Raw genomic sequence first — 22,350 nt, forward strand, 5'->3', positions numbered from 1 at the left:
GTCACTTGATTTATCATGTTGTATTCAATTTGCGTCACTGGGCAAGTATTGCTCCCAGGATGACACCATAAACGGATATTCTCCGGTGACATCAACTCTGCTGCGCCAGAATTGCATTGCACCTGTGTTAATACCCTGATAGGTAAAAATCACGTCCGCAACCAGTCTGTCGCCACTTTGGCTGGTTTCGACATTCACATTGACCAACTGGTAACCATTGGGATTTGGGCCGTCCCGGCGGCTTTGATAGCATAAATGGTAAGATTGCTGATAAATGGTCGGGTTGTTGTATAGCGTATAATTGAGCGCGCGTGTTGCGTCGGTATCGCCGGCGGATATATCGAGAGACGTAATTTCTGTTACCAGATTTTGAAATTGTTCTTTGCCATGGTTCTCTCCATGCGACAGCTCACCAAATGGGAGTGCACTGACTGGCACTATGCTCTGTACCTGTATGGTATTGAGGGGTTGCACTTGCCCAATAACCACTACTTGTGCCGCTTCATCGTTTTGTGTCCGCCCAAGTGCCGTAATGCACTGTGTAAGTAGTTCATCGGTCGGGATGAGCAGGGTATACATTTGTTCATTGTAACGATTGTCTAACACCCACTCCATGCCAGAGGCAATATAACGGTTTTTTGCCAGGCTCAATCCTTTAAATAGCGTTTGGTACAGCTGGCTATTTCGGTTTAATCGTTGTAATGCGATGTCATCATTGATGTTCTCGAGCATAGGTAACTGGGTTTCGTTATTGCCCATCAGGCTATTCTGATACAGTTCTTTTTCCAGGTTTAGATTAGGAAATTTGGCGTTTATAAACCCAACAGCATAGGCAAACTGGGTGCTTTGTAGTGGCGTATGTATATTGGGATCTGCTGCAAACATACGCTGAGCTGTTTGAGTGTGAAGCAATGATGTATTTTGCTGGTCGGCAATAGTGAGAGTCATAAGGCCTCCTTAATTACTTTTTGCAAACGGCGAAAGCCGTGATGAGACAAAAGGATATTGATTGGTGACGTCAATGTTACAGGCGTAACGCATGCGCTCTGAATTGGTCAGGATAAACTCAAAACTCTGTCGCGCAGGTTCTGCATTTGAAGGCTGAACATGGATAGCTTGCACATCCCGCAGTAGTAAAGTCTGTTCGTTAGTGACCACAATCTGATAGAAATGACTCAAAAAATAATTGCTGGCCCTGTCTTTGGCACTTAAACCCACATTGGGTTTCAGGGCGGGTAATGGTAATTGGCTGCTAGCCAGTTGGCCGTCAGTTAATGTCGGCGCTGTGATATCTGCACTGTTAATCAGGTGCTTGACACAGACCATAGGCAAGGCGGTGCCATCGCTGTAATAAGGAACATCGAGCCCGGTCATTTGGCCATTTACAATGTAGGCTGTTTGCGCCTGGCTGGTGGTATTGATGAGGGCATCCAGCTGGGTTGGCGTATCGGGGATGAGGACATAAGTATCGACCAGGTTAATTGTCAGTACCCAGGTTGCCTGTTGTGCCAGGTACAAAAATGGCCGATAGGTCAGTTGTGGCTGATTGTCTGTCTTTACCTGGTAATTAAATACGGTGTGAAAGTCGTCCGGGTTGGCTTTGATTGATTGTGCCGCGGCTTCATATTGTTTTTCGAGGTTTAAGGTTGGGAAGCTGGGCTGTATTTTGCCGATTGCGTAGACAAGTTCACCGCTATCATACTCTGCGATGCGCTGCACAGGGGCTAAATGGTTAGTAGGCGTATTCATTATGGGTTTCCTTAGCCGAAAATCTGTCGCTATATAGTTTGAAGCGGCAGGAATGACTGTATTTCTGTATTGATAAATGGATACAGGCCACTGACATCGACCCGACAGAAATAATAATGGTGTTTGGTTGAGGTGTTTTCTTTGTAAGTCAGTGTGATATCTACTATCCGGTGATCAGAGAGCGCATCAAACCGGCTAAATGTGATACTGACCAGAGATGCACTGGGGAGCGAATTGGACCCTGCGTGCATTTTATGCGTTTGTGCATAGATATCGGGGTATCGAAAGGCAATGAAGTTTTTGGCCCTGTCGAAATCGTTACGGCCCGGATTTGGCTCAACTTCCAGCTCTCTGATGACGTCCTGAATGGCGTTGGTCTCAGCCCTCGATATTTTTTGAATGGTGTGGTGTAGCTCAGATAAGGTGTGATGATAGACCTGCTGGCAGACAACTTCAGGTAAGTCTAACGCGCTATGGCTGCTGGTGATATGGCCAATCACACAGGTATAAACTGGTTCCAGCGTATTTTTTGGGGGCTGTAATGCCTCAATCAGCGCTTGTAGCTCGGCGGGCGCGGCCGGGTTTAACACATAGCTGTGCACTTGCTTGACTGACAATACCCAGTCTACCTGCTCTGCCAGATATAAATACTTGTTTCTTGAGGGGCTATCAATCGGCTGCGAAAGATTGGTAAATACCGCGTAGTAGGCTTTCTCGTCAACACCTAACTCCATCGCTGCACTGAGAAATTGTCGCTTTATCCCTTCGTTGGGAAATACTATGTCTACCTGGCCCAGTGCATAAATGTAGTCATAGGAGTTACCTTGCCGTGCTTGTTCTGCCTGATGTTCATCTGGCTGGCGCTGAACAGGCAGTTCGTTGGTTTGTGGTGGCTCGCTGATTGTGTCATGCGTTTGCGCTGCGTCTAATTGAGTGTCTACCTCAGCCTCTGGATTGCTTTGCTGCACAACGGAATTATTTTCAGGCTGGGAAGGTGGGTCAACAGCAGCGCCGTCAGTATTCAATTCATTCATAATCTTCTCTCAGGGGGTGAAGAAGTGCTGATGGAGCTCAGCACTTCATTGAGTGATAATGTTTCTACATTCAATAGGTTAAATACAGGTTTTGAGAATGATTAACTACCCAGGACCTTTGTCGTCGCAATCCCTGTAGTTGCGGTGTCAATTGAATACAGCGTGGTGACGCCCATGGTTGTCGCGGCCTGTGCGGTTACAGCCATTTGTTGCTGTGCAGTGGTTGCGTTATGTGCTGCGTTGGCGAGTGCCTGAGAGGTGGCCTGAAACAGGTTACCCATTGACATTGCTGGCGCATCACCAAGCACTTTTACATTGGCCTGAGTAACTGAATCTGTGATTTGGTCGTTAACTGAAGTTGGAAATGCCATTGATTTATTCCTTAATGGTTAGTTGCTGTTTTGCGTTAATAAGTAAGGAATAATTTAGCCTGTTGTGATGCGCTTGTTTTGGTTTAACTTATTGAGCTGATGGTATATTTCATGGCATTTCAGGCGCTCAGTTTTAACAGTGTATCGTCGGTTTTTAATACCAGGCTTGTCTGGGGTGAGTATTTATGAATATCGACAGAGAAGTAAAGTAGCCCTGATACGGGGCTCCATATTTCCACGCAACAGGGCTAGCAACTCAATTGACATTTCCAACAGGTGTTGGCGTTTCTAACTATACCTCTGAGTGCTTTTACCAACTTGGTAGAAGTTACGATTAGTGCAAAAGAGGTGTTGTGTATTGAGATCACCGTGCACATCTCTAAATGTGGACCTTGCTCACATTCTTACCACCTTAACTGGGTTTGATGATCTGACAGGCGGGCCATCCCGTCTTTGATATCTTCAAGCTGTATCTCGTTACGGTTCTGTGCTAGCAGTCTGAGTGAGACAAAGCGCAGCACATTAATGATGTCGGCGCCACTGAGCGGATATTGCTGCGAGAGCCTTAAGAGGCATACATCTGGTGACAAACGAGATTTGGCGCACAGTCCGCTTTGCCATATTTCTAAGCGTTGCTCTGCTTTTGGAGCTTGAAACTCCACAATGGATTCAAAGCGACGGAAAAACGCATCGTCTATGTTGTCTTTGTAATTGGAAGCAAGGATCACAACACCGTTAAAGTGTTCGATACGTTGCAATAAGTAAGCAACGTTCTGGTTGGCAAACTGGTCGTTTGATGAGCTGGTCTGCAGGCGTTTACCAAATAATGCATCGGCTTCGTCGAAAAACAGGACCCAGTCCCGGTGCTCTGCCAGACTGAATAACTGTTCGAGGTTTTTTTCCGTTTCGCCTATGTATTTTGAGGTAATAAGCGACAGATCTACTTTATAAACTGTTTTATTCAGTGCCTTACCCAGTACACTGGCGGTGAGAGTCTTCCCCGTGCCTGGTGGACCATAGAAGAGAGCCCGATAGCCGGGTCTGATCTGTCGGCCAATTTTCCAGTGTGAGCGCAGCGTCTCGCCATGTTGCACCCAATCTACGATTTCATTGAGCTGTGCCCTGGTGGTCTCGGGGAGTTTTAAATCGGCCCATTCAAGCACAGTATTTACAAGACTGGCTGGAAAGTGATGACTGGTTTCTGGTTGGTAAGGCTCACCTGTGGTAAACAGTTGCACATATTCGGGCCTCAGTGTGAGTGTGGTATGTAACACAGGGCGTTCAGCCTGATCTGGCTCTGGGCGCAATATGCTTTTGAGTAGTGTGCTGGTATTTAGCTGTTCCAGAACCTCTAATTGTGTGCTTAGTTGGGCCCCGTTGAGCAAAAAAGCAGCGGTAGCCCCTGTAGCCAATAGTTGCCCCTGAGATTCTACAACACCAAATTCAGTAAAGGGCCGATTAGTTTGCTCATTCACTGACATGAATACATCAAACAGCAGAGGTTTCACTATCGGAACCAGCGCCAGAATGATTAACAGTCGTTCAGTGGTGTTAGGGTGTTTTGAATGCATATAGCCTGAGAAAGGCGTCTCTGTGTTGCTCAATGAGGGCGGTGCTGGCAGTGTCTCGTGTGTGGCATTGGGCAATATGGTACGTGCTGTCTCTGCATTTTTTTCCTGGGGGCCAAAATATTGAGTAATCCGATACTGAATCATGCGTTCCAGCCAGTTACATTCCTGTTCTAAGGCCATGGCATTGAGCTGTGCAGGAGACATAGTGTTTTCTGAATCATTGATCGCGGGTTGCCACATAGCATATTCCTCATAAGTATCACAAAGCGTGTCATACTTTAGCGGTGATTACTGATTCCGGGCTCAGTAGCTATCAGGCTTTTTTTGGTAAAACTGACTGAATCGATAATGACTTTTGCGTTACATTGGCTGGATTTGCCCAATTTGTATCGCGAGGGATGGATGGGACCAGGACCACACAACCGGGCAATAATGGGTAAAGCCCGAGATGTTGATTGTGTTCAATTAAGTCCATAGGTTGCACACCAGCGCCCAGTATCAGTCCGTCACAAATGCGCTGCAATGTAACGCCCTTTGTAATTTTCATCGGATAACTCCCCCTCGTTCTAAAAAAAGGGATTCTGATAGTGATGTCTGACACCAATGGTCGAGTTGAGAGGGCAGGGTTAAGTTGTGTTATGTCGGCGGGGGTTATGCCTGCGCTGCCCCGAATTGACATACAGATGGTGGCCACCGAATCACCTGGTTGAACAATATATTTTAAAGCTATATTCACGCCGTATCGCCTGCGCTAAGAGTGGGAACGACGACTACTTCCCACTCAGCGTTGTAGAGAAAGAATTACTGTATGGCCCAGTAAATAGGGTTGGCACCCGTATTGTCCCCTATCGAAATAGAGCGAACAGACGTACCATTGCTGGCATCTTCAAAGGGGGTATAAGTGGATTCCAGCACGCGTCCGTTGGTTTGCTGTTGCTGTTGAACTTCATCTCCCAGAATGCCGACAGAATAGCCAGACTGAAAAATTTGATGCTCGATATTGCGGATTTGATCCGATTTAGCGCCACTCTCACTACTGAGCAATTGCAACCACACTGTGGTGCCGATTGGGATCAAGGCTGCACTGAGTTTATCGAGTACTTGTGTGGCGATGACGGATGCGGCATCGTTAGAGGCAGGAATTTTGGATACATCCAGGTTGTACACAGGCATTAACGCCAAGCCGTATCCATGCTTGCTACTGGGTCCGGTAATTCGATTGGTTTCTTGTGCACTCAGTGGTACATCCCAATCACTGTCTCCTGCATTCAGGTTTCGCATGCAAAAGCTGCTACCTTCACTTTTGTACTTTTCTGCGATACCTGGCGTGATGGTACCATTATAGATAAAGCCTTTGGCGTGGGCCGTCGCCTGCATCGAAAACGCCAGGTCTGGATCGGGTAAGTTGGTCACTCTGACATAGCTGGGATCGTCTTTGGACCCCGTGGGTTTATTCGTGCTCATATTGAATTCTCTTTATTAAGTTGGTTGGGAATAACGATGAAAAACCAAGTAACCTGATTGGTTGTTTTAACTATACGAGAGGCTGGTTTTACCAACTTGGTAAAAGCCGCTTTTCGATTGGTAGAAAGCCTCATTCGACCCCAAAATAAAAAGGGCCTCCAAAGACACGGGAGGCCCATTACATACTCGACTATCGAATAAGTTTAGCTATTCAGGGTTTTATTCATTGCGTTACCCCATTGACCATTGATATCGCTGTCAATCTTCCAGCCCATTACGCCACCGAATGAAATCCCTTGTTTCTGAGCCTCAAACAGAATGGCGGCCAGTTTATCTTCGCTGATATAGCCGGTAGCACCAGCGCTACCTACATCGGCGCTGGTGATTGGTTTTCCAACCATGAGTTTTTCGCCAGGAATGCCGTTGGCCGAGATACTTTCGATGGCGGTATTATTGGCAGCACCATCGTAGGTTTTCGGGAAAATTTTGTTAAATGTATCATAGGCCTGATAAGCGTCCGTGCCCTGGTTGTAGTACTGAATATTATAAAAGTTAATACAACCCTGAGTCATAGCCTCCAGCTGACCATAGCCAGCTTGGCCCTGTGCATGGAAGTAAGGTGCCTGAGGTGCGTGACTAATAATCAGTGATTTTTGATTTTCACTGGCGTATTGACTGGCTGCATTGGTAGCAGCTGCGAGCCAGGGTAAGCTGGTAGCAAAGTCGTAGATGTTTTCGATATCAAAGTCGACGCCGTCATAGCCATGATCCAGTGCATATTTAGCCAATGCAAGTCCATATTCCCGGGCGTTATCTGTATTACCGAAATCCGGTGTATAGGTACCGCCGCCTGCAGCAAGCATGCACTTCTTGCCCTGAGACTGAACATACTTGATGAGTGCGTTGTTGTTCGCTACTGCGGCTTCGGCAGCGCCGGCGACACCTTGTTCTGGGTCAACCCAGAATGAAAATATAACGTGGGTGTACCCTTCAATTCTGCTACTCAGTTCATCCTGAGTGACCCAGCCATTAAAATATCCGACAACTTGTTTTGTGCTCATGATAAGCTCCTTTTGGCCTAAGTTATGTACTTTTAATAAATGGTGATGAGTGATGTCCAGCGTGGCTGAACGCGTTTATTGAACCTGAATTGGCGTCGATATCGTTTTATGCGCGCCGCTTGGCAGGTCGCTTTATATCCTCCAAAGGCCCCGATTTTATTAACATTACGAACAGGGCACGTGGCGTCTGTCGCTGCAGACCGAGCAGCAGCCAATGTGGTATGAACAGTGTGATTTTGTCTGGATAAAACACGGGCCTCATCTGGCTAGGCTCCTTAACGTGTACAGGGTTGATGATAAATGACCCCAAAAGGCTAGAGGAATTTGTCGCTGTGAGTTATTACACCTTAATTACAAAGGGCCCTGATTGCTTTTGAGCCCTTGTTCTATCGCATTTTTTTTATGCTGCGGCAGCATATAACTTATCTTCTGTAGTACCCCAGCTCGCCGCCATGTTGTTCTCGTTCAGCGTTCACTGAGCCATCAATCGTGTCTAAGTACTCGTTGACGACGCGGTATGCCAGCGCATCGCCTGGCTCCTCGCCCCCGAGGGCTAATTCGGCTTCAATTGCATTCCAGGCACCTCTTGCATTGCCACTGAGTTGATACCTCATCTGAGCAAACGCGTTTTCGGCTGCTGTTCGTCTTGCTGCTTGTCTTTGCAATTCTGCAAGGCGCAATGCCTCAATCCTCTGTCGCTCAGCGGCGCGTTGCGCTTCAAGCTGTCTCTGTTCTTCACGCATGTCATCCAGGTTAGACTGCCCGAGACGATCTGCGCCCGTGTCTGGCCCCAGTGAAAATCCGTTTAGCATCCTTTGTGCTGTTTCTTGCAAGGACATATTGGTATTGTTGCCTCTGGCCTTTGCGGATATCGCTGTGAGAGACGGGTTGTTTAAAAGCCTGGTTTTTCTTTTATTTTTAAGCGCGTTTTGAGCAACAGAGTTAATAATCACGCTGTTTTGTTTCATTACATGTTTATACATGTCTCTAATCCTGTTTAAAGTAGATACAAGTGATTGTTGTGACTGCCTGTGAGCTATCTAGTCAGCTCATATTTTGTCAGCCCTCGTTTTCTAACACTTTGATACCAGCCGGTTTCATGTTGAACTGCGGTGTCAGGCCTGGCTGTGGTTAATTCAGGGGTAGATAAAGCGCTACCATGTAAGTTGATTTCGTGTCTGTTTGGTGTTTTTTACTGTAGGCAAAAGGTAAGAACCGGGCTTGGTATTAGTTCGGGCTTCTTTGGTATATTTTATTGTGGTTTATATAGACGGGTATGCTGATATAGGAATGCACTAAAGTCTGCTTATATAGATTTTTTATTCGATTAATTGAGATAGTGGTTGTAGCGCTGCAATTCCGTTGTAATAGTTTCATTTATTCCTTGATTGTAACCTTCAGGCTATGGTTTTTATGGCAACTTAATGACCAGAAACCAGTTAGTAACCTTATTAATTATTCAGAAGGAATACGAGCATGGCAGATTTCGCAACTTACGGTTGGATCAAGAATTCAACTAACTCCACCATAGTTATTACTGGTACTCACGCTGTTCACGGCACATGGTCACAGCAACCGACCCCAACCAAAATTAAACCTGGGGAAACATCACAATTTACGCAAAAAGATCCTACCGGTGCAGCTTATGGCTCTGAGGGGACGATAAGTATGTTAGTGGTTGATGAAAGTGCTACCACTATCGGTCTGAAATTCCAATGTGGATATGCGCAAGATAATTACGCCAAGTCTTCTGTGGATGGTTCCGGCATTAAGGTCCGGATCAAAGCTGGCTCTGGTGATGATGGCCAAAGTGAAATGCTTGCGGCTTCATGGGATGAAGGAGTGCCTGGCAAAGGTCATCCGTTGTACGTTACCTGGGAAGTTTTAGAAGCTTGACTTAATTAGTTACAGTGAAATAAACAGGGCGAATATGTATGTTACATCTCAACTGCCATTTCTCGACTGGCAAATTTCGCCCTTTTTCCTATCAACCCAAATAGGTCTGATATGTCTAATCAATTTAATGTGTTGTCGATGAATACTCATCTGTTTGTAGATAGTTCACCTGGATTTTTCGACACTAGTCTAATCTATTTAGATAAGCAGCGAGCTGAGAAAATTATTGAGTTAAGCAACGGTAATTTCAATGTCATTGGTTTGACCGAGGTGTGGGGTGACAAAATGCGGCGCCAAATGGCGACGGCTTTTGACGGGTACAATACGTTTATTCCTCAGGCTGACTCAAAAACAGCCTTTGTTGCAGGCAGCCCGGGCATGACGTTAAGCGTGAAAGGTCAATGGGCAGGCGGCTATCAACCGAGCTTTGTATTTTATCAAGATATGGTTGGTGCCGACAAGCTCGCGTTTAAAGGTGTTTCCACAGCAATCACCCGAGTTAATGGACAAGTGCTTGGTTTGGTACAAACTCATGCACAAGCTAGTTATACTGAAACTGAAAAAAGGGATACCAAAGCCAGAGATCGTCAATTTAGACAAACATTATTCCCAGCTATCGTGCATCTACAAAACTTGCTTGAAAGCCTGTCAATCAAGGCTCCAATTATACTATTGGGTGATTTAAATGTGGTTGCCGATACGAATGAATATAAGTGGTTTTTGAACGAACTTGAGCAGCTTGGTTTTTATGATTGCTGGACTAAAGTGAATGGCAGCCAACCGGGGTACACTTATGAACCCAGAAAAAACGCTTTGGTTAAACGTTGGGACAAAACCCAAGTAGCCCCCCAGCGGCTTGATTACATTTTTTTAAATCCTAATAACAGCGGTTATCGTTGTACTCAAATGTCAGTACTTTCGCAGTGGAAACTCACCACAGCGACTTCTGACTCAGATTTGTCAGATCATTATCCGGTCAGTGCATGTTTTGAAAAAGCCCCGGCTTAAGAAGCTTTGAAGAGTCAGAGGCTTCGGGGCCAGGCTCTTATCCAGGCGAGTAATCTTGAGCGTTTATACTATTGGAGTGGAAATTGCGCACGGCGTGCATAGCAATAAGCGAGTACGATATTCGCATACTTCTCTCCTTCAAACTCACCGGTATAAATTGCTGTATCCAGCTCTTCCTGAGTAAGATCTTCAGCAGCGACAACAATCACTTTTCTTCTTTTTAGCGCTTTAACTATTGCCATGTCTTCTTTGTAGAAATCTATTTCCTTTAACTCTTTGTTGGATGCTGCTGAGATACCCTGTTTGTCACCATGAGTGCCACTAATTATTAACGTCCACTCCTTATCACTGATAGTATTTAATAATTTTACAGTGCCTGCTTGAGTTGTCGGTTGTGTCGCCGAATACACCATATGATCACCGTAAAGAATACCTGTATAGTTGTTATCGTTTCTACCACCGCATTGTATTGTTCCTGCTGGTAATACTGTATTATTTATACGGTTATTGTAGCGAGTGTTTACTTTAATGTTAGAAGAGCTAAACTTGCCATTTATATTGCCACGATAATGCTCTTTTGGTTTTGTTAATCGTTCATACATATTTAAATCCTTTCTGAATTTTCATTGTGTGCTGGATAAAAAGTAATACCTATCTTTTTCCCGTATATCTATCTTAATCTACCTTAGCCCCCCCAGTTTTAGCGCCATATTTCCCCAGTCTGTGGCCTGTTGCTCAAGCTTTGGATCGTCATTCACCGCCACACCATTGACCTCTGTGGTAGGCTGCACCATACCGAGTGCCTGCTGAGCAACATGGCCCAGTTCATGGGGCAGATGTTTCTCCTGACCGGGCGACAGATAGATATCACGTCCTTGTGCATATGCGTGAGCTTGAACCAGAGCCGGTTTGGGTGAGTTGTAGTGCACCCGCACATCAGCCAGATTCACACCAGTAAGTTTTTCCATGCCTCGTCTCAGACGTGGCGGTAGGGCACAGCTATGTGGACTTCTCAGATACTTGCCCGATGCAGGTATTTGACGAAGTTGCACTAAAGCAGGTCTTTGCAGGACCAAATGACGGTGTTTGGTCAAATATTGATAATGCGCCATAGTGTGTTGAACCATCTCAGTTACCTGCTTTTACTATAGGACGACAGAGGAGTAGGGGATTGGTATTAAGTCGGGTCTGATTGGTATTTACTATGGAGTATCATACAGAAAAATGGTTTTGAGCTAGTAAAAAGACCCGAACGGGTCGGGTACTTTGCTTGCCATTACTACATATTTTATTCTGTTGCAGCGACTGCCTGTGTGGCTTCTCGCTCTGCCTCTTCTGGTGTTACTGCAGAAGGAGGAGTGAAAGCTTGCTGGGCTACGCTCTGATCAGCGGCGATTACTGCGTTAGTCGCAACCTGCTCTGCTTGTTCAGGGGTTGAAGTGGTATAGCCTGTAGATTGTGCTGCTGTGTCGGCATCGGCCTGGGCAACAGCCTGCATGGCTTGTTGCTCAGCGTTTGATACTTCTTGTTCTGTCGTATTGGTCATGATGGTTTTTCCTTACTAATGGTAGAGTTATGCACTTTGGAGTGCGTCAAATGGCCCTTCAACCCAGACCTGATTATGGGTAAACAGGTTAAGTAACTCCATGGGTCTGGAACTGGCGAGCTCGGAAAAAGAGGTTTCCCAGATATTTCGATGGGAGCGTACCTTAATCAGTTTGTGCTTGTCTTGTTGCCAGTCAAGTGGCAGGAAGACGCACTTTTCCTTGGCTTTTTGTCCATATAGTTTGTCTTTAGCAGACAGAAATACCAGGTTACGTCGTTGGGTTTGCGCGAGCTGGGATTCTTCAACACAATAGCGTAATGACGCTCTAAACCAGTTAGGAAAGGCGTCGCCTGCGGCTGTACTACTTTGATGAGTGATTGATTTTGTTTTGTTTTCACCAGCTGTCAGTGTGCTGGTTTGATGATGCCAGGTGTGCAGGGCATCTATGCTCATACTTTTATATTGCAAGATGGGCAATGTATCGATAAACACAGGTAAATCTTTGTGGTCACTGCGTTTAAATTGGGTATAGGCCCGGTGCAGTTGGCCAAGCGTCGCGAGCCGTGCAACGACCAATTCTGGCCGATTTAGCCCAAGCATCTCAATGCTGGTATAGCCCTTACTGAGCTGTGCGACTTTTTCCTGACCTAAAGACTGAAACCACTCAGCAAAGCCCGGTAATTGCGATAAGTCAGAGGTGTGCTGCAAAATTTCAGGGTGAGACCAGATCTTTTTTTCAGCCTCAGCAAAGCTCATCGCACCTGTATCCATCAGATAGGCACAGAGTAAATCGAAGGGGTAGGCGCGAGCTGTAACGGGGTCGAAGCGAATGTAGTGTCTGGGCTCATCCGTATAAGGGTTGACGAGCAGTGGTTGCTCCTGGTCAATGCTCACTGCAGGGAGGCGTTGGCCAATCAGTGGAAATTGGCCACCTTTGTATTTGTCATTGCAAGCATCGCAGACATAGATCAGGTTTTCCTGTTGATAGGCCAGCAGGTAGTAGGGCGAGCATGTGACAACCCGAGCTTGTTGTGGGGGGGCGTTTTTTTCCAGTAGTTCAACAGGCCTGATATGGCCGATTTTGCCGGCATTGGTTGCCGACAAGTAGCTCTCACAGTAGCCACAGCACCCCTGGTTTAAATGCTGAAAATGTGACTTGAGGTGCTCTGCTGAGAACAACGCCGTATCAAATGCGCCATAATTAAATCCGGTCTGAATCGTATCACTGGGTTGGTCACCCGCTCTAAGCGTGATTAACACCAGGTTGTCTACTAAGTCAGGGGCGTAACCTTCTTCAATGAGTTGCTGGCGGTCCTCTGTCGTCAGGGTATGGTACATAGGTGCATCAACCAGGCGAGTGATTAGCTCTTTCATTTGCCGGGTTGCGGCAGCGGTTTTGACTTTCTCATCAGGTAACAAGGCCACGGGTTTAAAGTTGATTTTGATCATCGCATGCTATTCCTGTTGCGAAGGGCTATTCGCCCCCGGACTCAGCGGCTGGTTGTGCTACCTCATGCTCAAAGGCTTGGTTTTGCTGCATTAATTGTTGTTCCATGTTTTTCAGGGTTGCTTCCATGGCTTGTTGTGCGGCTTCTGCACTTTTTTTTGCGGCCAGCTCCTGCTCAGTAAAGACCTGTTTCATATGTGCATTTTGCGCCTCCAGGTGTTCAGCTTGCTGTTGTAACTGCGATTGTATCTGGTCGTCCTGATATGTATTTACAGTGCCCTCAGCCAGATTTTGGTCTTCGCTCTCAGCAGTGTGTGTATGTGAAGCCGTGTTTTCGAGCGCCTGGCTAATCAGGGACAGGTGTTGACGCGATTGATCAACAAGCTGTGATGATTGTTGCAATGACTGATCTATTGTTTGTCTGGCACTGGCCAGCATGGTATCTATGTCTGATAAAATGGTGTTTAGTTGCGTTGGCATCACTGCCTGAGACAGCTGTTGAAATGCGGCTTTCTTTGGTTGCGTCGAGTTCATGGTAGTTCCTTTAATTAAGCAGCCACTGGCCAATGGTTAAACAGGCTTAAACACCCCTGACTATCCACATTGAGTACGGCTTCACTGTGGTGCAGGTTAAACAGGTAATGCCGACATTCCCCTGCCTGACAGACATAGCTGTCATTGGCAAGCGTATTTATCAATGCACTTTGCAATGCCGTGAGGTAGTCGTTTGCTGCCTGTACTACATCGGCTTTATCCAGGTCAATATTGAGCACAATGTTGAGTAAACCAGCGCTAAAACTGCTAAACCCAAGGTTTTTACCGCCTTCATGCCATTGCTTGATTGCATTGTGTAAATCTATGGCTTGCAGTTCATACGTGACAACCGGTGAATCCAGGTTATTGATAACAACCGGGGCGAGCATTGCGACCAGATCATCAGGGGAGCCTGTATGCCCATGTCGACTGTTTTTCCAGGCAAGGTAGATACAAAAGTAGTGGGCAAACTCGCTGAGGTTCTGCGCTTGTTTGGTTGCCCATTGACAGGCTGGGATCACGAGCTGATTAGACAATTCGTAGGTTTCTTCGCTAAAACATATTACGCTGTACAGTGTTAGCTGATCTTTAAAAGAGGCACCCCAGCCAAGCGCGTGGTAATTCAGGTTGTAGCGTCGGTAAAATAACGCAATCTTGTTTAGATTAGCGCTGTCTACTAAACGATATTTGGATAGGATCCCCGTCAATCTTGCTTTGTCTGTATCTGACTCATGACTACTGAATACAGCTAAATCCCTCAGGTCATTGGTGCTTAGTTCGTGCAACTTTTTAACATCTACAGACAAGGGGATTTTATCCAGATATATCAAAGTTGAATTCATCAGCCCCAGATAGAGCTGCTCAACAAACTGTGCCTCAGAAGAAAATGACAGGGTATCACTTTGCTGAATTAATGCGTTGACGCTTTGCTCTCCCTGACTGAGAAATTGGATCAGTGTCTGAATCTTGTCCGAAAACTGTTCTAATTGCTCGATCTCTTTATTATTTACTATGATCGTCATAATTGCCTCTTTAGCCGACACTGTACTGTCGGCGTCTATCTAGCTACCGCCACTTGGAAACTTTTCCAGCAAATCGCTTGCTGAGCTACCTACTTCGCCAAAGTTTTTGGTGCCATTTTCAACCATTTTATTTGCGGCTTCAATAATGCCAGTGAACTCTTGTACATTCCCGGTCGCGAGCATCTGGGAAATGGCTACACCCATAGCCGTAGTTGCCATTGTATTGATATTCCTTAGATTATCTGTGGCGTCCTGGATAGCTATGGCCGTCGATTGTGAGACCGACTGATAGGCTTTCCCGGCACCCGAGAGCTTGTTTAGCTCACCGCTCAGACTGGCATTCTTAATTATATCCAGTGATGCCTGTGTCGATGGCCCGACATTGGTTAACTCGTTCATATGCTGTGCCTCTTTGGGTTAATCTTGTGCTGTTAGTGCCCCTAAGATTGTGAATTATCTTTCGCATCTGTGTGCTGTTTAAGCAGCTCCTGAACGAGTGCTTCTATTTGACTCAGATCCGCCTTTTCATCGGGCGCCGGTTTTTTCTCGGGCATGGGTGGTGATTGTTGCAGCATTTTTGCGCAACTGGCCGCCACTGCTGCTGAGGCAGATGTTTGCGCATTTTGCTGCGTTGAAATGGCGTTGAACATCGACATACCTATGGTTTCGGTTGCGGCGACATTAAGCATACCCATTGACTGCACAGGGGCAGAGCCCATCATCAGGGTATTTACTTGGTTTACCGAGTCGGTAATTTGGTCATTGACTGTACTCATAAAGACTTTCCTCGTTATCCTGGTTTAATTGCAGCAGTGCCCACAGCTATCATGAGTGCACAGCATTGCGCGACAGCCGCGCTGGATGTAACCTGGCTTCTTGCTTCGTTTTGAACTGCATTTTCCATCAGCAACGAAATTGAATGGCCCATTGAAGTAGACGCCGCCGCCAGCGAAAAGGCTTGTGCATTAAAGGTATTTAGCACTATATTTTCTCCTTATATGTAGCGGGTGTGAACCAGACGAAAGAGGTACTGATAGCCAGTATCAGTACCCTGAGCGACTTAACGGAATACGCGTGAAATGCCTTCCGCCGTCGTCGCTGTGTTAAGGCCCAGCAAGGTATCTACGCCTTGCACAAGCGCAGCCTGAGCAGTTACGCTGTTGTTTTGCTGGCCAGATGTCGCATTGTGTGCAGCATTTGATAACGCCTGGCTGGTTGCAATCATAAAGTTACCTGTGGCGACAGCAGGTGCGTCTCCCAGTACTTTAGTGTTCACTTGTGAGACTGAATCGGTAATTTGACTGTTTACAGCGGTTGGAAATGCCATAACTATTTTCCTTTTAGAGTTTTATATAATGGGCAATACAGCCCGGTTGTTGTTGACTGAGCCGACTTTGTTACGCAAAGATCTTGCTGGTGGCGACGCCAGTCGTTGCAGTGTCAATGGAGTAAAGAATATTCACACCCATTGTTGTTACCGCTTGCGCGGTAATATTTGCCTGTTGTTGTGCAGCGGTTGCGTTGTGTGCTGCATTAGCCAGCGCTTGCGAGGTTGCCTGGAACAAGTTGCCCATCGCAATGGATGGGGCATCGCCCAGCACCTGTACATTGGCTTGTGTAACAGAGTCTGTTATTTGACTGTTTACCGCGGTTGGAAAAGCCATAGTGTCGTCCTTATTAATGTTTACAAATTCAGCCTGTGTTCCGGCTGTCATAATCAGTGTAGGTGAACTGTTATCCGGTATTTACCCGTATGCCAACGTGTTTAATGGTTGTGAGCAAGCCCGGACATAGGATCTTAGTTACCTAAGCCAGCTACGGGTTGTCTTTGCGGTTGCAAAATACGTTTGGTGGCGCTTCCGGTTACTGCTGTATCGATAGAGTAAAGCGTTGTCACGCCCATCGTAGTTGCTGCCTGGGCTGTCATTGCTGCTTGTTGCTGCGCAGAAGTTGCGTTGTGCGCTGCGTTGGCTAATGCCTGAGATGTTGCCTGAAACAGGTTGCCCATAGACATAGCGGGCGCATCGCCCAGTACTTTGACATTGGCTTGAGTGACGGAGTCCGTAATTTGGTCGTTAACTGCGGTTGGAAATGCCATAATTTCACCTATTTGCTTTGAGTTTTTGATTGAAAATACGATTCTTGTGTTCGGCTCATCAGGTCTTCATGGAGTCGTCCAAACACTGCAATCAGTATAATCAAAGCCCATTAGTGGGAATTGGCAGTAACGCTTAACCTGATTGGTATATCTGAGTGATAAGTTGGTAGATTTGTCGGTGCTTGTCAGTGCTGACAAGAGATATCATCAGCACCAGGCTCCTTGGGTGTTAGTGTTTAGTCCTCTGGTCACGGTAAACACCGGGGCTGACACCCACCACTGATTTAAATTTTCTGACAAAAAAGCTGAGATCAGAAAAGCCAACATCATCACACACCTCAGTTACCTGACTGTATGGATCTTCCCGCAACAGTGCCATTGCCGTTTTGATTCTGATCCGCAACAAAGTTTGTTTGAATGACTGACCTACGTAGCGTTTGAATAAAAATGACAGGTGAGAAGGGCTGACACACGCATAGCTGGCAACCTCGCTTAGGCTAAGTGGCTTTTTGAAATTTTCATCTATATATTCCAGCGCCCGGGCGAGCGCCGGGTGGGGTTTACTGGCCGCTTGCAATTGAATGACCGGGGCGGGATACAGATCTGAGTCTCGATGCTGAGACTCAAACACATGCGGGTCTTCGCAGGCCGTCAGAGATTGAATTAATGCGCTGAATTCATCATTTACTTGCTTTGCTGAGACGGGTTCCAGTGTCTCTGAGTATTGATTGTGTGCATCATTCATAGCGGGAAAGATCTTAACCAATGTTGGTTTGGTGATTTCCTGCTGATGACTCAAAAAAGACAGCTTATCCAGGCAACGCTTGAGTTGTTTTGCATTATGTGGCCAACAGTAGTTTGTCAGCAGCGCCATGGCTTGTTCATCTATTTGAAGCTTTGCGATGTGCTGACAGGTTGATTTGTAGTGGTTGAATAACGCCGGTATGTCTTCCCGTCGCTGCGCCAGCGTGGGGACACTCAGTTCAAGGCAGTGATAATGTAGCCAGTTTAAAAATGAACTTTGCTGTGTCTGTGTTAATGCTTGTTGATGCTTTTGTATTGTGGTTGACGTTATCAGCCTCGGTGCCTGGGCATTGGTGTTGAGGTTAAGCCAGTAGTCTTTGATAGCTTCTGCCTGGTCATTATTTAGCGCATCTATGTTTTTCAGGTATAGCGTGCCCCTCAGTGATTGTGAAATAAGCGCATCCAGTTGTGTGGCTGCACACTTGTCATCCCAATGGTTCACACATGAAATTATCAGTGGCTGTGATTCGGTCTTGCCTATTTGATGCAGGTGACTGACTGCTAAATGTTTACCGCTGCCCGGCTGGCCAATGATATGGACTGGCAGATTACATTGAGCGAGCAGACTGATTTGCTGTTTTAAACTAAAAAGAGCGTCACTACTGCCAATCCAGGGCTGTGTTTCGGGTGTTACCTTTAAAAGTGTGGACATGGTATTTCCTTGTTTTCAGAGTGTATGAAAAACAGGCGCTTCCAGCGGGGGCAGGAAGCGCATGCCGTGTGGTCAAGGAAAATGTATTTTTTTATGTGCCCCGATATTGGGTCAGTTACTGGTCACTTGATTCGGGCATTGATTGGGGTGGTGATGCCTGGGGTAGGTGTACCAGCTGAATTCACTGCGTGTTGTCTGGCTTTTCAGTGCTTCCTGAACAAGCGGGTGCACAAAGCAAAAGTGATCATCACTTTGTTTAACCAGCCCGCTGCAGAGCATTTTGTGTAATACACATAACGGCGCACGGATTTTCTCATTGTCATTGAATTGTTGTAGTTGGTGCGTGTTGAAACACAGCCCGAGACTGGCTGCAAACTTAAGTGTACTGGCTACTTCACAGGGCATTGAGTTTAAGCAAGTACGGGCAAAGTGTTGTAATGTATCAGGCAGAGTGACAACGGGATCCAGATCAGATAAAAGTTGTTTCAGGAAATAGGGGTTTCCTTGCGCACGCGTTATGGCATCGGCTGTCTGTTCTCTGTGTTTATCAGGCACTCTGCCCTGACAGAGTAACGTGTGATTGGCAATCTGCATCATGGTGTCCGGGTCTAACGGTTTAAGGATGATGGTGTGGGCATGGCTGAGCCATTTTGGTGGATGGATAAAGGCGTGTTTTTGCTGTGCCGAAATAATAAATGCGATAGCTTGTTGAGCGTCACACGAGATGAATAAATGAATGAACTGGAGTGCATTGGCCGGTAAGTTGTGCGCACCGTCAATCATAACCGCTGAAACTCCTTTGTGGCGTGCATAAGCGAGCAGGTTCCGCGCAACCTGTTTATCTAATTGTTTAACTCGAGTACTGGATAACAGAGTAAGCGTATCCGTTTCGCTCTGAGTTAAACTGTTGCCTAGCCATTGACGTAAGCGCAATGTGCAAAGTGCACTGCTGGCTATCAGGTCTATTTTTTGACGAATGTCATGGCTGGGGGTCGTATCATTGACAGACATGAGTGCTCTGATAAAAGACGGCACAGAGAAAGGGGATGGCGCGTTTTCAGTCGAAGCATCACATGAAAAAATAAGGCTGCATTTACCCGCTGTGGTCAGTTGTGTGGCAAAAGTAGTCAGTAAGCTGGTTTTCCCGGCGCCTGTCATCCCCTGTAAATAAAGCGTTTGCAACGCACCGCGGTTTAGCGCCAGGTTGAGCACAGAATGGAGGTGATTGAGCTCCCATTCTCTGCCGAAACAGGGATTGGGCATATCTTTTACTAAATGACGATAAATCCAGGGAGGCGCATCGGTATCGTTAATGAGTGTGTCAATACTGACCTGAAAGTAGTTGGCAAGGCTCTGTATAGTGCGACCGAGTACTTGTTTTCCCGCTTCAGCACGCTTTATTGTGGAAACCGAAACAGGCAGTCGTCTGTTACTGCACTCCTGGGCGAGTTTCTCCCGGCTAAGTGCTTTTTTTTCTCAGCAAACGCAGAGTTGTTTTATTTACTGCAATTCTTCCGTGGCTGGAAGTGTTCATAGTTAGCTCCTTTGGCATGTACTTAATTATTACGACATTATTACTATCAAATTATTTACTACCCATGTCTTTAATTTTATTTTTATGTTAATGGCTTTGGTATTACAAGTTATTACACCTATTTTTAGACCAACTATAGGTGGTTTGGCATTTTTGCATGCTGGTGCGTGCTCGCTAGGGCAATTTAATTTGGGACCTTTGCCTGTTTTATGTGTTTTTTGCACGCGCTTTAACCGCAAATAAAAACGACATGTTTAAAGATTTTTAAATTTTCTTGATCTTTGTTTCACAAGGGTGCGTATTGCTCGATTGTTGACCACCTTTGATGGAGAAGAACGTGAAAGCACTGATAAAAATAATGTTTATAAGTACCCTGGCCTTGCTCGCGGCTTGTTCCGACGACGATAATGAAGTTGTCATTACGCCACCAGAAGAGAACTCTGTTTATGATGCTGCGAAGGCAGCAGGTAGTTTTAATACACTGGTAGCGGCGATTGACGCTGCGGGTCTGACGTCAACGCTAGACAATACCTCGAATACCTTCACTGTATTTGCACCGACTGATGCAGCCTTTGCTGTATTAGGCGAAGAGACCATCAATGGCCTGCTCGCAGACCCGGAAACCCTGAGCAAAATACTGACTTATCATGTCCTTGCGTCTGAAGTGAAAGCGGAAACAGCGCTTTCCTTAGCCGGGCAGACAACTGAAACTGTGAACGGCGCTAAGCTAGCCTTGTCGCTGTCGGGTGATAACCTGCTCATTAACACGGCAACGGTCACACAAACTGACATCATGACAGACAATGGCGTGATCCATGTCATTGATGCCGTCTTAATGCCGCCCAGTGACGCAACATCAACAGCCAACATTGCACAGGTAGCGACGCAGGCCGGCAATTTTACAACCCTTCTGAAAGCGGTCGAAACAGCAGGGTTGACCAGCGCACTCACTGGCAGTGACGAGCTGACCGTCTTTGCTCCAACCGATGCCGCTTTTGCTGCATTGGGCACGGCAACCATAAACACCTTACTGGCCACCCCTGATGTGTTGGGCAGCATCCTCAAGCAGCATATTGTGGCGGGCAAAGTGGACTCTGTGACCGCTATGTCACTGAACGGCAAAAATGCCACTACGCTGGAGCAAAATCAGCAAAGCGTCGCGATTGATGCTGCAACTGATATGCTGAAATTTGCTGGTGTAACGGTAACGCAAACCGACATTCCGGCTTCTAACGGGGTGATTCATGTGCTGGATGCCGTGGTTGTTGGCGATATTAGCGTACCTGAATCTTTGGGCCTTATTCCTGAAGTAGCAGCGGGCGCTGGTTCATTTAACACTTTATTGAGTTTGGTAACCGCGACAGGGCTGGATGCAACCTTAGGCGATCCGACGACTAAGTTTACTGTCTTTGCACCCACTGATGCTGCCTTCGCAGCACTGGGTCAGGAAACGTTAGATGCGCTGGCCGCAGACACCGACAAGCTAAAAGACATTCTTCTTTATCATGTTGTTGCAGGGCAGAGTGTGATGTCAGATGCGGCAGCTGGTATTGCCTCATCTGCAGATAATATGGTGGCTATGGCAAATGCTGACAAAAGCGCTTTGAGCATAGTCGATAGCATGCTGTTTATTGATGATGCCGTTATTCGCACTGCTAATGTAAAAGCAGATAATGGCGTGATCCATGTGCTCGACAAAGTGATTATGCCACCTATGGATAAAATGGCTAGCGAAAAAACCATCGTGGATGTCGCGGTTGAAACGGATGACCTGTCAACCTTAGTTACGGCACTTCAGACGGCAAATCTGGTTGAAGCGCTATCCGATACCACTAAGCAGTTCACCGTTTTTGCGCCGACTAATCGCGCATTCCAGAAAATCCCGGCGGCAGATCTGACTGCCTTGTTGGCCAACCAGGCAGGTTTAACACAAGTGCTGACTCAGCATGTATTACCGCTGGAAGCATCGTCTTCACTGGCTTACAGCCTGAACGGTAAGCAGGTCGAAACACTGGCGACCAATATGCTGGATCTCAAGGTGGTTGATTTTGTTGCAACGGCTAACACTGAGAACGACATGGTAGCTTATGATGCAACCAACCAAAGACTGGTATCTGGTGCCGGTGCAGCTATGGCAGGTAAAACATTGTACGTGTTCGACGATGATCTGACTTTCGCTAATAGCCAATGTGTTGATGCGTGCGCGACCAACTGGCCACCTGTGATTGCAACGCAGGAGCAGGTTGCGAATATTCCTGGTTTGTCATTGATCGCCAGATTGGATGGCAGCATGCAGGCTGCCTATTTAGGTCGCCCACTGTATATGTTCGCACAAGACGCTAACCCGGGTGATGCAACAGGCCAGGGTGTTGGTGGCAAATGGTGGCAGTTGAGCTTACCCACGTCTGGTTTACAGGTTGAAGGTAGCAATATTACCCAGGTTGATATTTACACTGCGAATGGCGTGGTACACCTGATTGATACCGTGATCACTGCGGTTGATTAATTCCCTTCCTCACCTTTCCTATGAGGCTTTGGCGCAACGACCTTAATGTTGCG

General features: G+C 46.6%; 26 protein-coding genes. 3 read left to right on the forward strand and 23 right to left on the reverse strand.

The annotated features are described in order from the left end of the window. Positions 1–24 precede the first annotated feature (24 nt). The 9 genes from PRUB_RS24935 to PRUB_RS24975 all read right to left on the reverse strand — a co-directional run bounded on the left by PRUB_RS24935 (position 25) and on the right by PRUB_RS24975 (position 8,233). Positions 25–948 (reverse strand): cyanobactin maturation protease PatG family protein, encoded by a 924-nt coding sequence (locus PRUB_RS24935; protein ID WP_010380776.1) that lies wholly within the window; start codon positions 946–948, stop codon positions 25–27. Positions 949–957: 9 nt separating this feature from the next. Further along, a complete protein-coding gene (locus PRUB_RS24940) occupies positions 958–1,749 on the reverse strand; it encodes a hypothetical protein (RefSeq protein WP_010380777.1) in 792 nt (263 codons plus the stop codon). A gap of 29 nt (positions 1,750–1,778) precedes the next feature. Continuing rightward, positions 1,779–2,783 (reverse strand): cyanobactin maturation protease PatG family protein, encoded by a 1,005-nt coding sequence (locus PRUB_RS24945; protein WP_010380780.1) that lies wholly within the window; start codon positions 2,781–2,783, stop codon positions 1,779–1,781. 101 nt (positions 2,784–2,884) lie between these two features. Then, complete coding sequence (locus tag PRUB_RS24950; protein WP_010380783.1) at positions 2,885–3,154, reverse strand: RebB family R body protein; 270 nt, start codon at positions 3,152–3,154, stop codon at positions 2,885–2,887. A gap of 404 nt (positions 3,155–3,558) precedes the next feature. Next, positions 3,559–4,965 carry an ATP-binding protein gene (locus PRUB_RS24955; protein ID WP_010380784.1) on the reverse strand — a complete coding sequence of 469 codons (1,407 nt, stop codon included), beginning with the start codon at positions 4,963–4,965 and terminating at the stop codon, positions 3,559–3,561. Between the two features lie 73 nt (positions 4,966–5,038). Further along, positions 5,039–5,272 (reverse strand): hypothetical protein, encoded by a 234-nt coding sequence (locus PRUB_RS26550; protein ID WP_010380787.1) that lies wholly within the window; start codon positions 5,270–5,272, stop codon positions 5,039–5,041. Between the two features lie 254 nt (positions 5,273–5,526). Then, positions 5,527–6,189, reverse strand: a complete 663-nt coding sequence (locus PRUB_RS24965; RefSeq protein ID WP_010380790.1) for a hypothetical protein — start codon at positions 6,187–6,189, stop codon at positions 5,527–5,529. 203 nt (positions 6,190–6,392) lie between these two features. Further along, positions 6,393–7,250, reverse strand: a complete 858-nt coding sequence (locus tag PRUB_RS24970) for a glycosyl hydrolase family 18 protein (RefSeq protein WP_010380792.1) — start codon at positions 7,248–7,250, stop codon at positions 6,393–6,395. A 422-nt stretch (positions 7,251–7,672) separates the two neighbouring features. After that, the gene (locus PRUB_RS24975; RefSeq protein ID WP_010380795.1) at positions 7,673–8,233 is read right to left on the reverse strand and encodes a hypothetical protein; all 561 of its coding nucleotides are present in this window, start codon (positions 8,231–8,233) and stop codon (positions 7,673–7,675) included. Between the two features lie 493 nt (positions 8,234–8,726). Here PRUB_RS24975 and PRUB_RS24980 point away from each other — a divergent pair, with 493 nt between their 5' ends. After that, on the forward strand, positions 8,727–9,146 hold the full coding sequence (locus tag PRUB_RS24980; protein ID WP_010380796.1) for a hypothetical protein: 420 nt from the start codon (positions 8,727–8,729) through the stop codon (positions 9,144–9,146). 111 nt (positions 9,147–9,257) lie between these two features. Continuing rightward, the gene (locus PRUB_RS24985; protein ID WP_040645620.1) at positions 9,258–10,154 is read left to right on the forward strand and encodes an endonuclease/exonuclease/phosphatase family protein; all 897 of its coding nucleotides are present in this window, start codon (positions 9,258–9,260) and stop codon (positions 10,152–10,154) included. A 68-nt stretch (positions 10,155–10,222) separates the two neighbouring features. Here PRUB_RS24985 and PRUB_RS24990 read toward each other — a convergent pair whose 3' ends face one another. The 14 genes from PRUB_RS24990 to PRUB_RS25055 form a co-directional block, all read right to left on the reverse strand. Next, positions 10,223–10,756, reverse strand: coding sequence for a hypothetical protein (locus PRUB_RS24990; RefSeq protein ID WP_010380800.1), 534 nt, complete (start codon positions 10,754–10,756; stop codon positions 10,223–10,225). A 78-nt stretch (positions 10,757–10,834) separates the two neighbouring features. Continuing rightward, positions 10,835–11,122 carry an eCIS core domain-containing protein gene (locus PRUB_RS24995; RefSeq protein WP_242065309.1) on the reverse strand — a complete coding sequence of 96 codons (288 nt, stop codon included), beginning with the start codon at positions 11,120–11,122 and terminating at the stop codon, positions 10,835–10,837. Positions 11,123–11,442: 320 nt separating this feature from the next. Continuing rightward, positions 11,443–11,700, reverse strand: a complete 258-nt coding sequence (locus PRUB_RS25000; RefSeq protein WP_010380805.1) for a hypothetical protein — start codon at positions 11,698–11,700, stop codon at positions 11,443–11,445. A 27-nt stretch (positions 11,701–11,727) separates the two neighbouring features. After that, on the reverse strand, positions 11,728–13,149 hold the full coding sequence (locus tag PRUB_RS25005; protein ID WP_010380808.1) for a hypothetical protein: 1,422 nt from the start codon (positions 13,147–13,149) through the stop codon (positions 11,728–11,730). 25 nt (positions 13,150–13,174) lie between these two features. Then, positions 13,175–13,681, reverse strand: a complete 507-nt coding sequence (locus PRUB_RS25010) for a hypothetical protein (protein ID WP_010380810.1) — start codon at positions 13,679–13,681, stop codon at positions 13,175–13,177. A gap of 14 nt (positions 13,682–13,695) precedes the next feature. Further along, on the reverse strand, positions 13,696–14,703 hold the full coding sequence (locus tag PRUB_RS25015; RefSeq protein ID WP_010380811.1) for a hypothetical protein: 1,008 nt from the start codon (positions 14,701–14,703) through the stop codon (positions 13,696–13,698). Positions 14,704–14,742: 39 nt separating this feature from the next. Further along, positions 14,743–15,102: a hypothetical protein gene (locus tag PRUB_RS25020; RefSeq protein WP_010380813.1), complete on the reverse strand. Its 360-nt coding sequence runs from the start codon at positions 15,100–15,102 to the stop codon at positions 14,743–14,745. A gap of 41 nt (positions 15,103–15,143) precedes the next feature. Next, the gene (locus tag PRUB_RS25025; RefSeq protein ID WP_010380814.1) at positions 15,144–15,479 is read right to left on the reverse strand and encodes a RebB family R body protein; all 336 of its coding nucleotides are present in this window, start codon (positions 15,477–15,479) and stop codon (positions 15,144–15,146) included. A 14-nt stretch (positions 15,480–15,493) separates the two neighbouring features. Further along, a complete protein-coding gene (locus tag PRUB_RS25030; RefSeq protein WP_010380815.1) occupies positions 15,494–15,685 on the reverse strand; it encodes a RebB family R body protein in 192 nt (63 codons plus the stop codon). Between the two features lie 78 nt (positions 15,686–15,763). After that, positions 15,764–16,030, reverse strand: a complete 267-nt coding sequence (locus tag PRUB_RS25035) for a RebB family R body protein (RefSeq protein WP_010380817.1) — start codon at positions 16,028–16,030, stop codon at positions 15,764–15,766. 70 nt (positions 16,031–16,100) lie between these two features. Continuing rightward, complete coding sequence (locus PRUB_RS25040) at positions 16,101–16,367, reverse strand: RebB family R body protein (RefSeq protein ID WP_010380819.1); 267 nt, start codon at positions 16,365–16,367, stop codon at positions 16,101–16,103. A gap of 134 nt (positions 16,368–16,501) precedes the next feature. Continuing rightward, positions 16,502–16,801 carry a RebB family R body protein gene (locus PRUB_RS25045; RefSeq protein ID WP_010380821.1) on the reverse strand — a complete coding sequence of 100 codons (300 nt, stop codon included), beginning with the start codon at positions 16,799–16,801 and terminating at the stop codon, positions 16,502–16,504. Between the two features lie 229 nt (positions 16,802–17,030). Further along, positions 17,031–18,257 (reverse strand): AraC family transcriptional regulator, encoded by a 1,227-nt coding sequence (locus tag PRUB_RS25050; RefSeq protein WP_010380823.1) that lies wholly within the window; start codon positions 18,255–18,257, stop codon positions 17,031–17,033. A gap of 111 nt (positions 18,258–18,368) precedes the next feature. Beyond that, positions 18,369–19,520 carry an AAA family ATPase gene (locus PRUB_RS25055; RefSeq protein WP_010380826.1) on the reverse strand — a complete coding sequence of 384 codons (1,152 nt, stop codon included), beginning with the start codon at positions 19,518–19,520 and terminating at the stop codon, positions 18,369–18,371. A gap of 608 nt (positions 19,521–20,128) precedes the next feature. Here PRUB_RS25055 and PRUB_RS25060 point away from each other — a divergent pair. Continuing rightward, positions 20,129–22,297 (forward strand): fasciclin domain-containing protein, encoded by a 2,169-nt coding sequence (locus tag PRUB_RS25060; protein WP_010380828.1) that lies wholly within the window; start codon positions 20,129–20,131, stop codon positions 22,295–22,297. Positions 22,298–22,350: the final 53 nt, after the last annotated feature.

Source organism: Pseudoalteromonas rubra, assembly GCF_000238295.3.
Classification (GTDB): domain Bacteria; phylum Pseudomonadota; class Gammaproteobacteria; order Enterobacterales; family Alteromonadaceae; genus Pseudoalteromonas; species Pseudoalteromonas rubra.

What these genes read in the sequence shown, in the direction of transcription:
- PRUB_RS24940 (WP_010380777.1), bottom strand. Translation starts at nt 1,749, where the DNA reads ATGAATACGCCTACTAACCATTTAGCCCCTGTGCAGCGCATCGCAGAG.
- PRUB_RS24975 (WP_010380795.1), bottom strand. Translation starts at nt 8,233, where the DNA reads ATGTATAAACATGTAATGAAACAAAACAGCGTGATTATTAACTCTGTT.
- PRUB_RS24990 (WP_010380800.1), bottom strand. Translation starts at nt 10,756, where the DNA reads ATGTATGAACGATTAACAAAACCAAAAGAGCATTATCGTGGCAATATA.
- PRUB_RS24995 (WP_242065309.1), bottom strand. Translation starts at nt 11,122, where the DNA reads ATGGAAAAACTTACTGGTGTGAATCTGGCTGATGTGCGGGTGCACTAC.
- PRUB_RS25005 (WP_010380808.1), bottom strand. Translation starts at nt 13,149, where the DNA reads ATGATCAAAATCAACTTTAAACCCGTGGCCTTGTTACCTGATGAGAAA.
- PRUB_RS24955 (WP_010380784.1), bottom strand. Translation starts at nt 4,965, where the DNA reads ATGTGGCAACCCGCGATCAATGATTCAGAAAACACTATGTCTCCTGCA.
- PRUB_RS24950 (WP_010380783.1), bottom strand. Translation starts at nt 3,154, where the DNA reads ATGGCATTTCCAACTTCAGTTAACGACCAAATCACAGATTCAGTTACT.
- PRUB_RS24945 (WP_010380780.1), bottom strand. Translation starts at nt 2,783, where the DNA reads ATGAATGAATTGAATACTGACGGCGCTGCTGTTGACCCACCTTCCCAG.
- PRUB_RS24965 (WP_010380790.1), bottom strand. Translation starts at nt 6,189, where the DNA reads ATGAGCACGAATAAACCCACGGGGTCCAAAGACGATCCCAGCTATGTC.
- PRUB_RS24970 (WP_010380792.1), bottom strand. Translation starts at nt 7,250, where the DNA reads ATGAGCACAAAACAAGTTGTCGGATATTTTAATGGCTGGGTCACTCAG.
- PRUB_RS24980 (WP_010380796.1), top strand. Translation starts at nt 8,727, where the DNA reads ATGGCAGATTTCGCAACTTACGGTTGGATCAAGAATTCAACTAACTCC.
- PRUB_RS25000 (WP_010380805.1), bottom strand. Translation starts at nt 11,700, where the DNA reads ATGACCAATACGACAGAACAAGAAGTATCAAACGCTGAGCAACAAGCC.
- PRUB_RS25045 (WP_010380821.1), bottom strand. Translation starts at nt 16,801, where the DNA reads ATGGCATTTCCAACCGCAGTTAACGACCAAATTACGGACTCCGTCACT.
- PRUB_RS25020 (WP_010380813.1), bottom strand. Translation starts at nt 15,102, where the DNA reads ATGAACGAGTTAACCAATGTCGGGCCATCGACACAGGCATCACTGGAT.
- PRUB_RS24985 (WP_040645620.1), top strand. Translation starts at nt 9,258, where the DNA reads ATGTCTAATCAATTTAATGTGTTGTCGATGAATACTCATCTGTTTGTA.
- PRUB_RS24935 (WP_010380776.1), bottom strand. Translation starts at nt 948, where the DNA reads ATGACTCTCACTATTGCCGACCAGCAAAATACATCATTGCTTCACACT.
- PRUB_RS25035 (WP_010380817.1), bottom strand. Translation starts at nt 16,030, where the DNA reads ATGGCATTTCCAACCGCTGTAAACAGTCAAATTACCGATTCAGTCTCA.
- PRUB_RS25010 (WP_010380810.1), bottom strand. Translation starts at nt 13,681, where the DNA reads ATGAACTCGACGCAACCAAAGAAAGCCGCATTTCAACAGCTGTCTCAG.
- PRUB_RS25040 (WP_010380819.1), bottom strand. Translation starts at nt 16,367, where the DNA reads ATGGCTTTTCCAACCGCGGTAAACAGTCAAATAACAGACTCTGTTACA.
- PRUB_RS25055 (WP_010380826.1), bottom strand. Translation starts at nt 19,520, where the DNA reads ATGCCCAATCCCTGTTTCGGCAGAGAATGGGAGCTCAATCACCTCCAT.
- PRUB_RS25050 (WP_010380823.1), bottom strand. Translation starts at nt 18,257, where the DNA reads ATGTCCACACTTTTAAAGGTAACACCCGAAACACAGCCCTGGATTGGC.
- PRUB_RS26550 (WP_010380787.1), bottom strand. Translation starts at nt 5,272, where the DNA reads ATGAAAATTACAAAGGGCGTTACATTGCAGCGCATTTGTGACGGACTG.
- PRUB_RS25015 (WP_010380811.1), bottom strand. Translation starts at nt 14,703, where the DNA reads ATGACGATCATAGTAAATAATAAAGAGATCGAGCAATTAGAACAGTTT.
- PRUB_RS25025 (WP_010380814.1), bottom strand. Translation starts at nt 15,479, where the DNA reads ATGAGTACAGTCAATGACCAAATTACCGACTCGGTAAACCAAGTAAAT.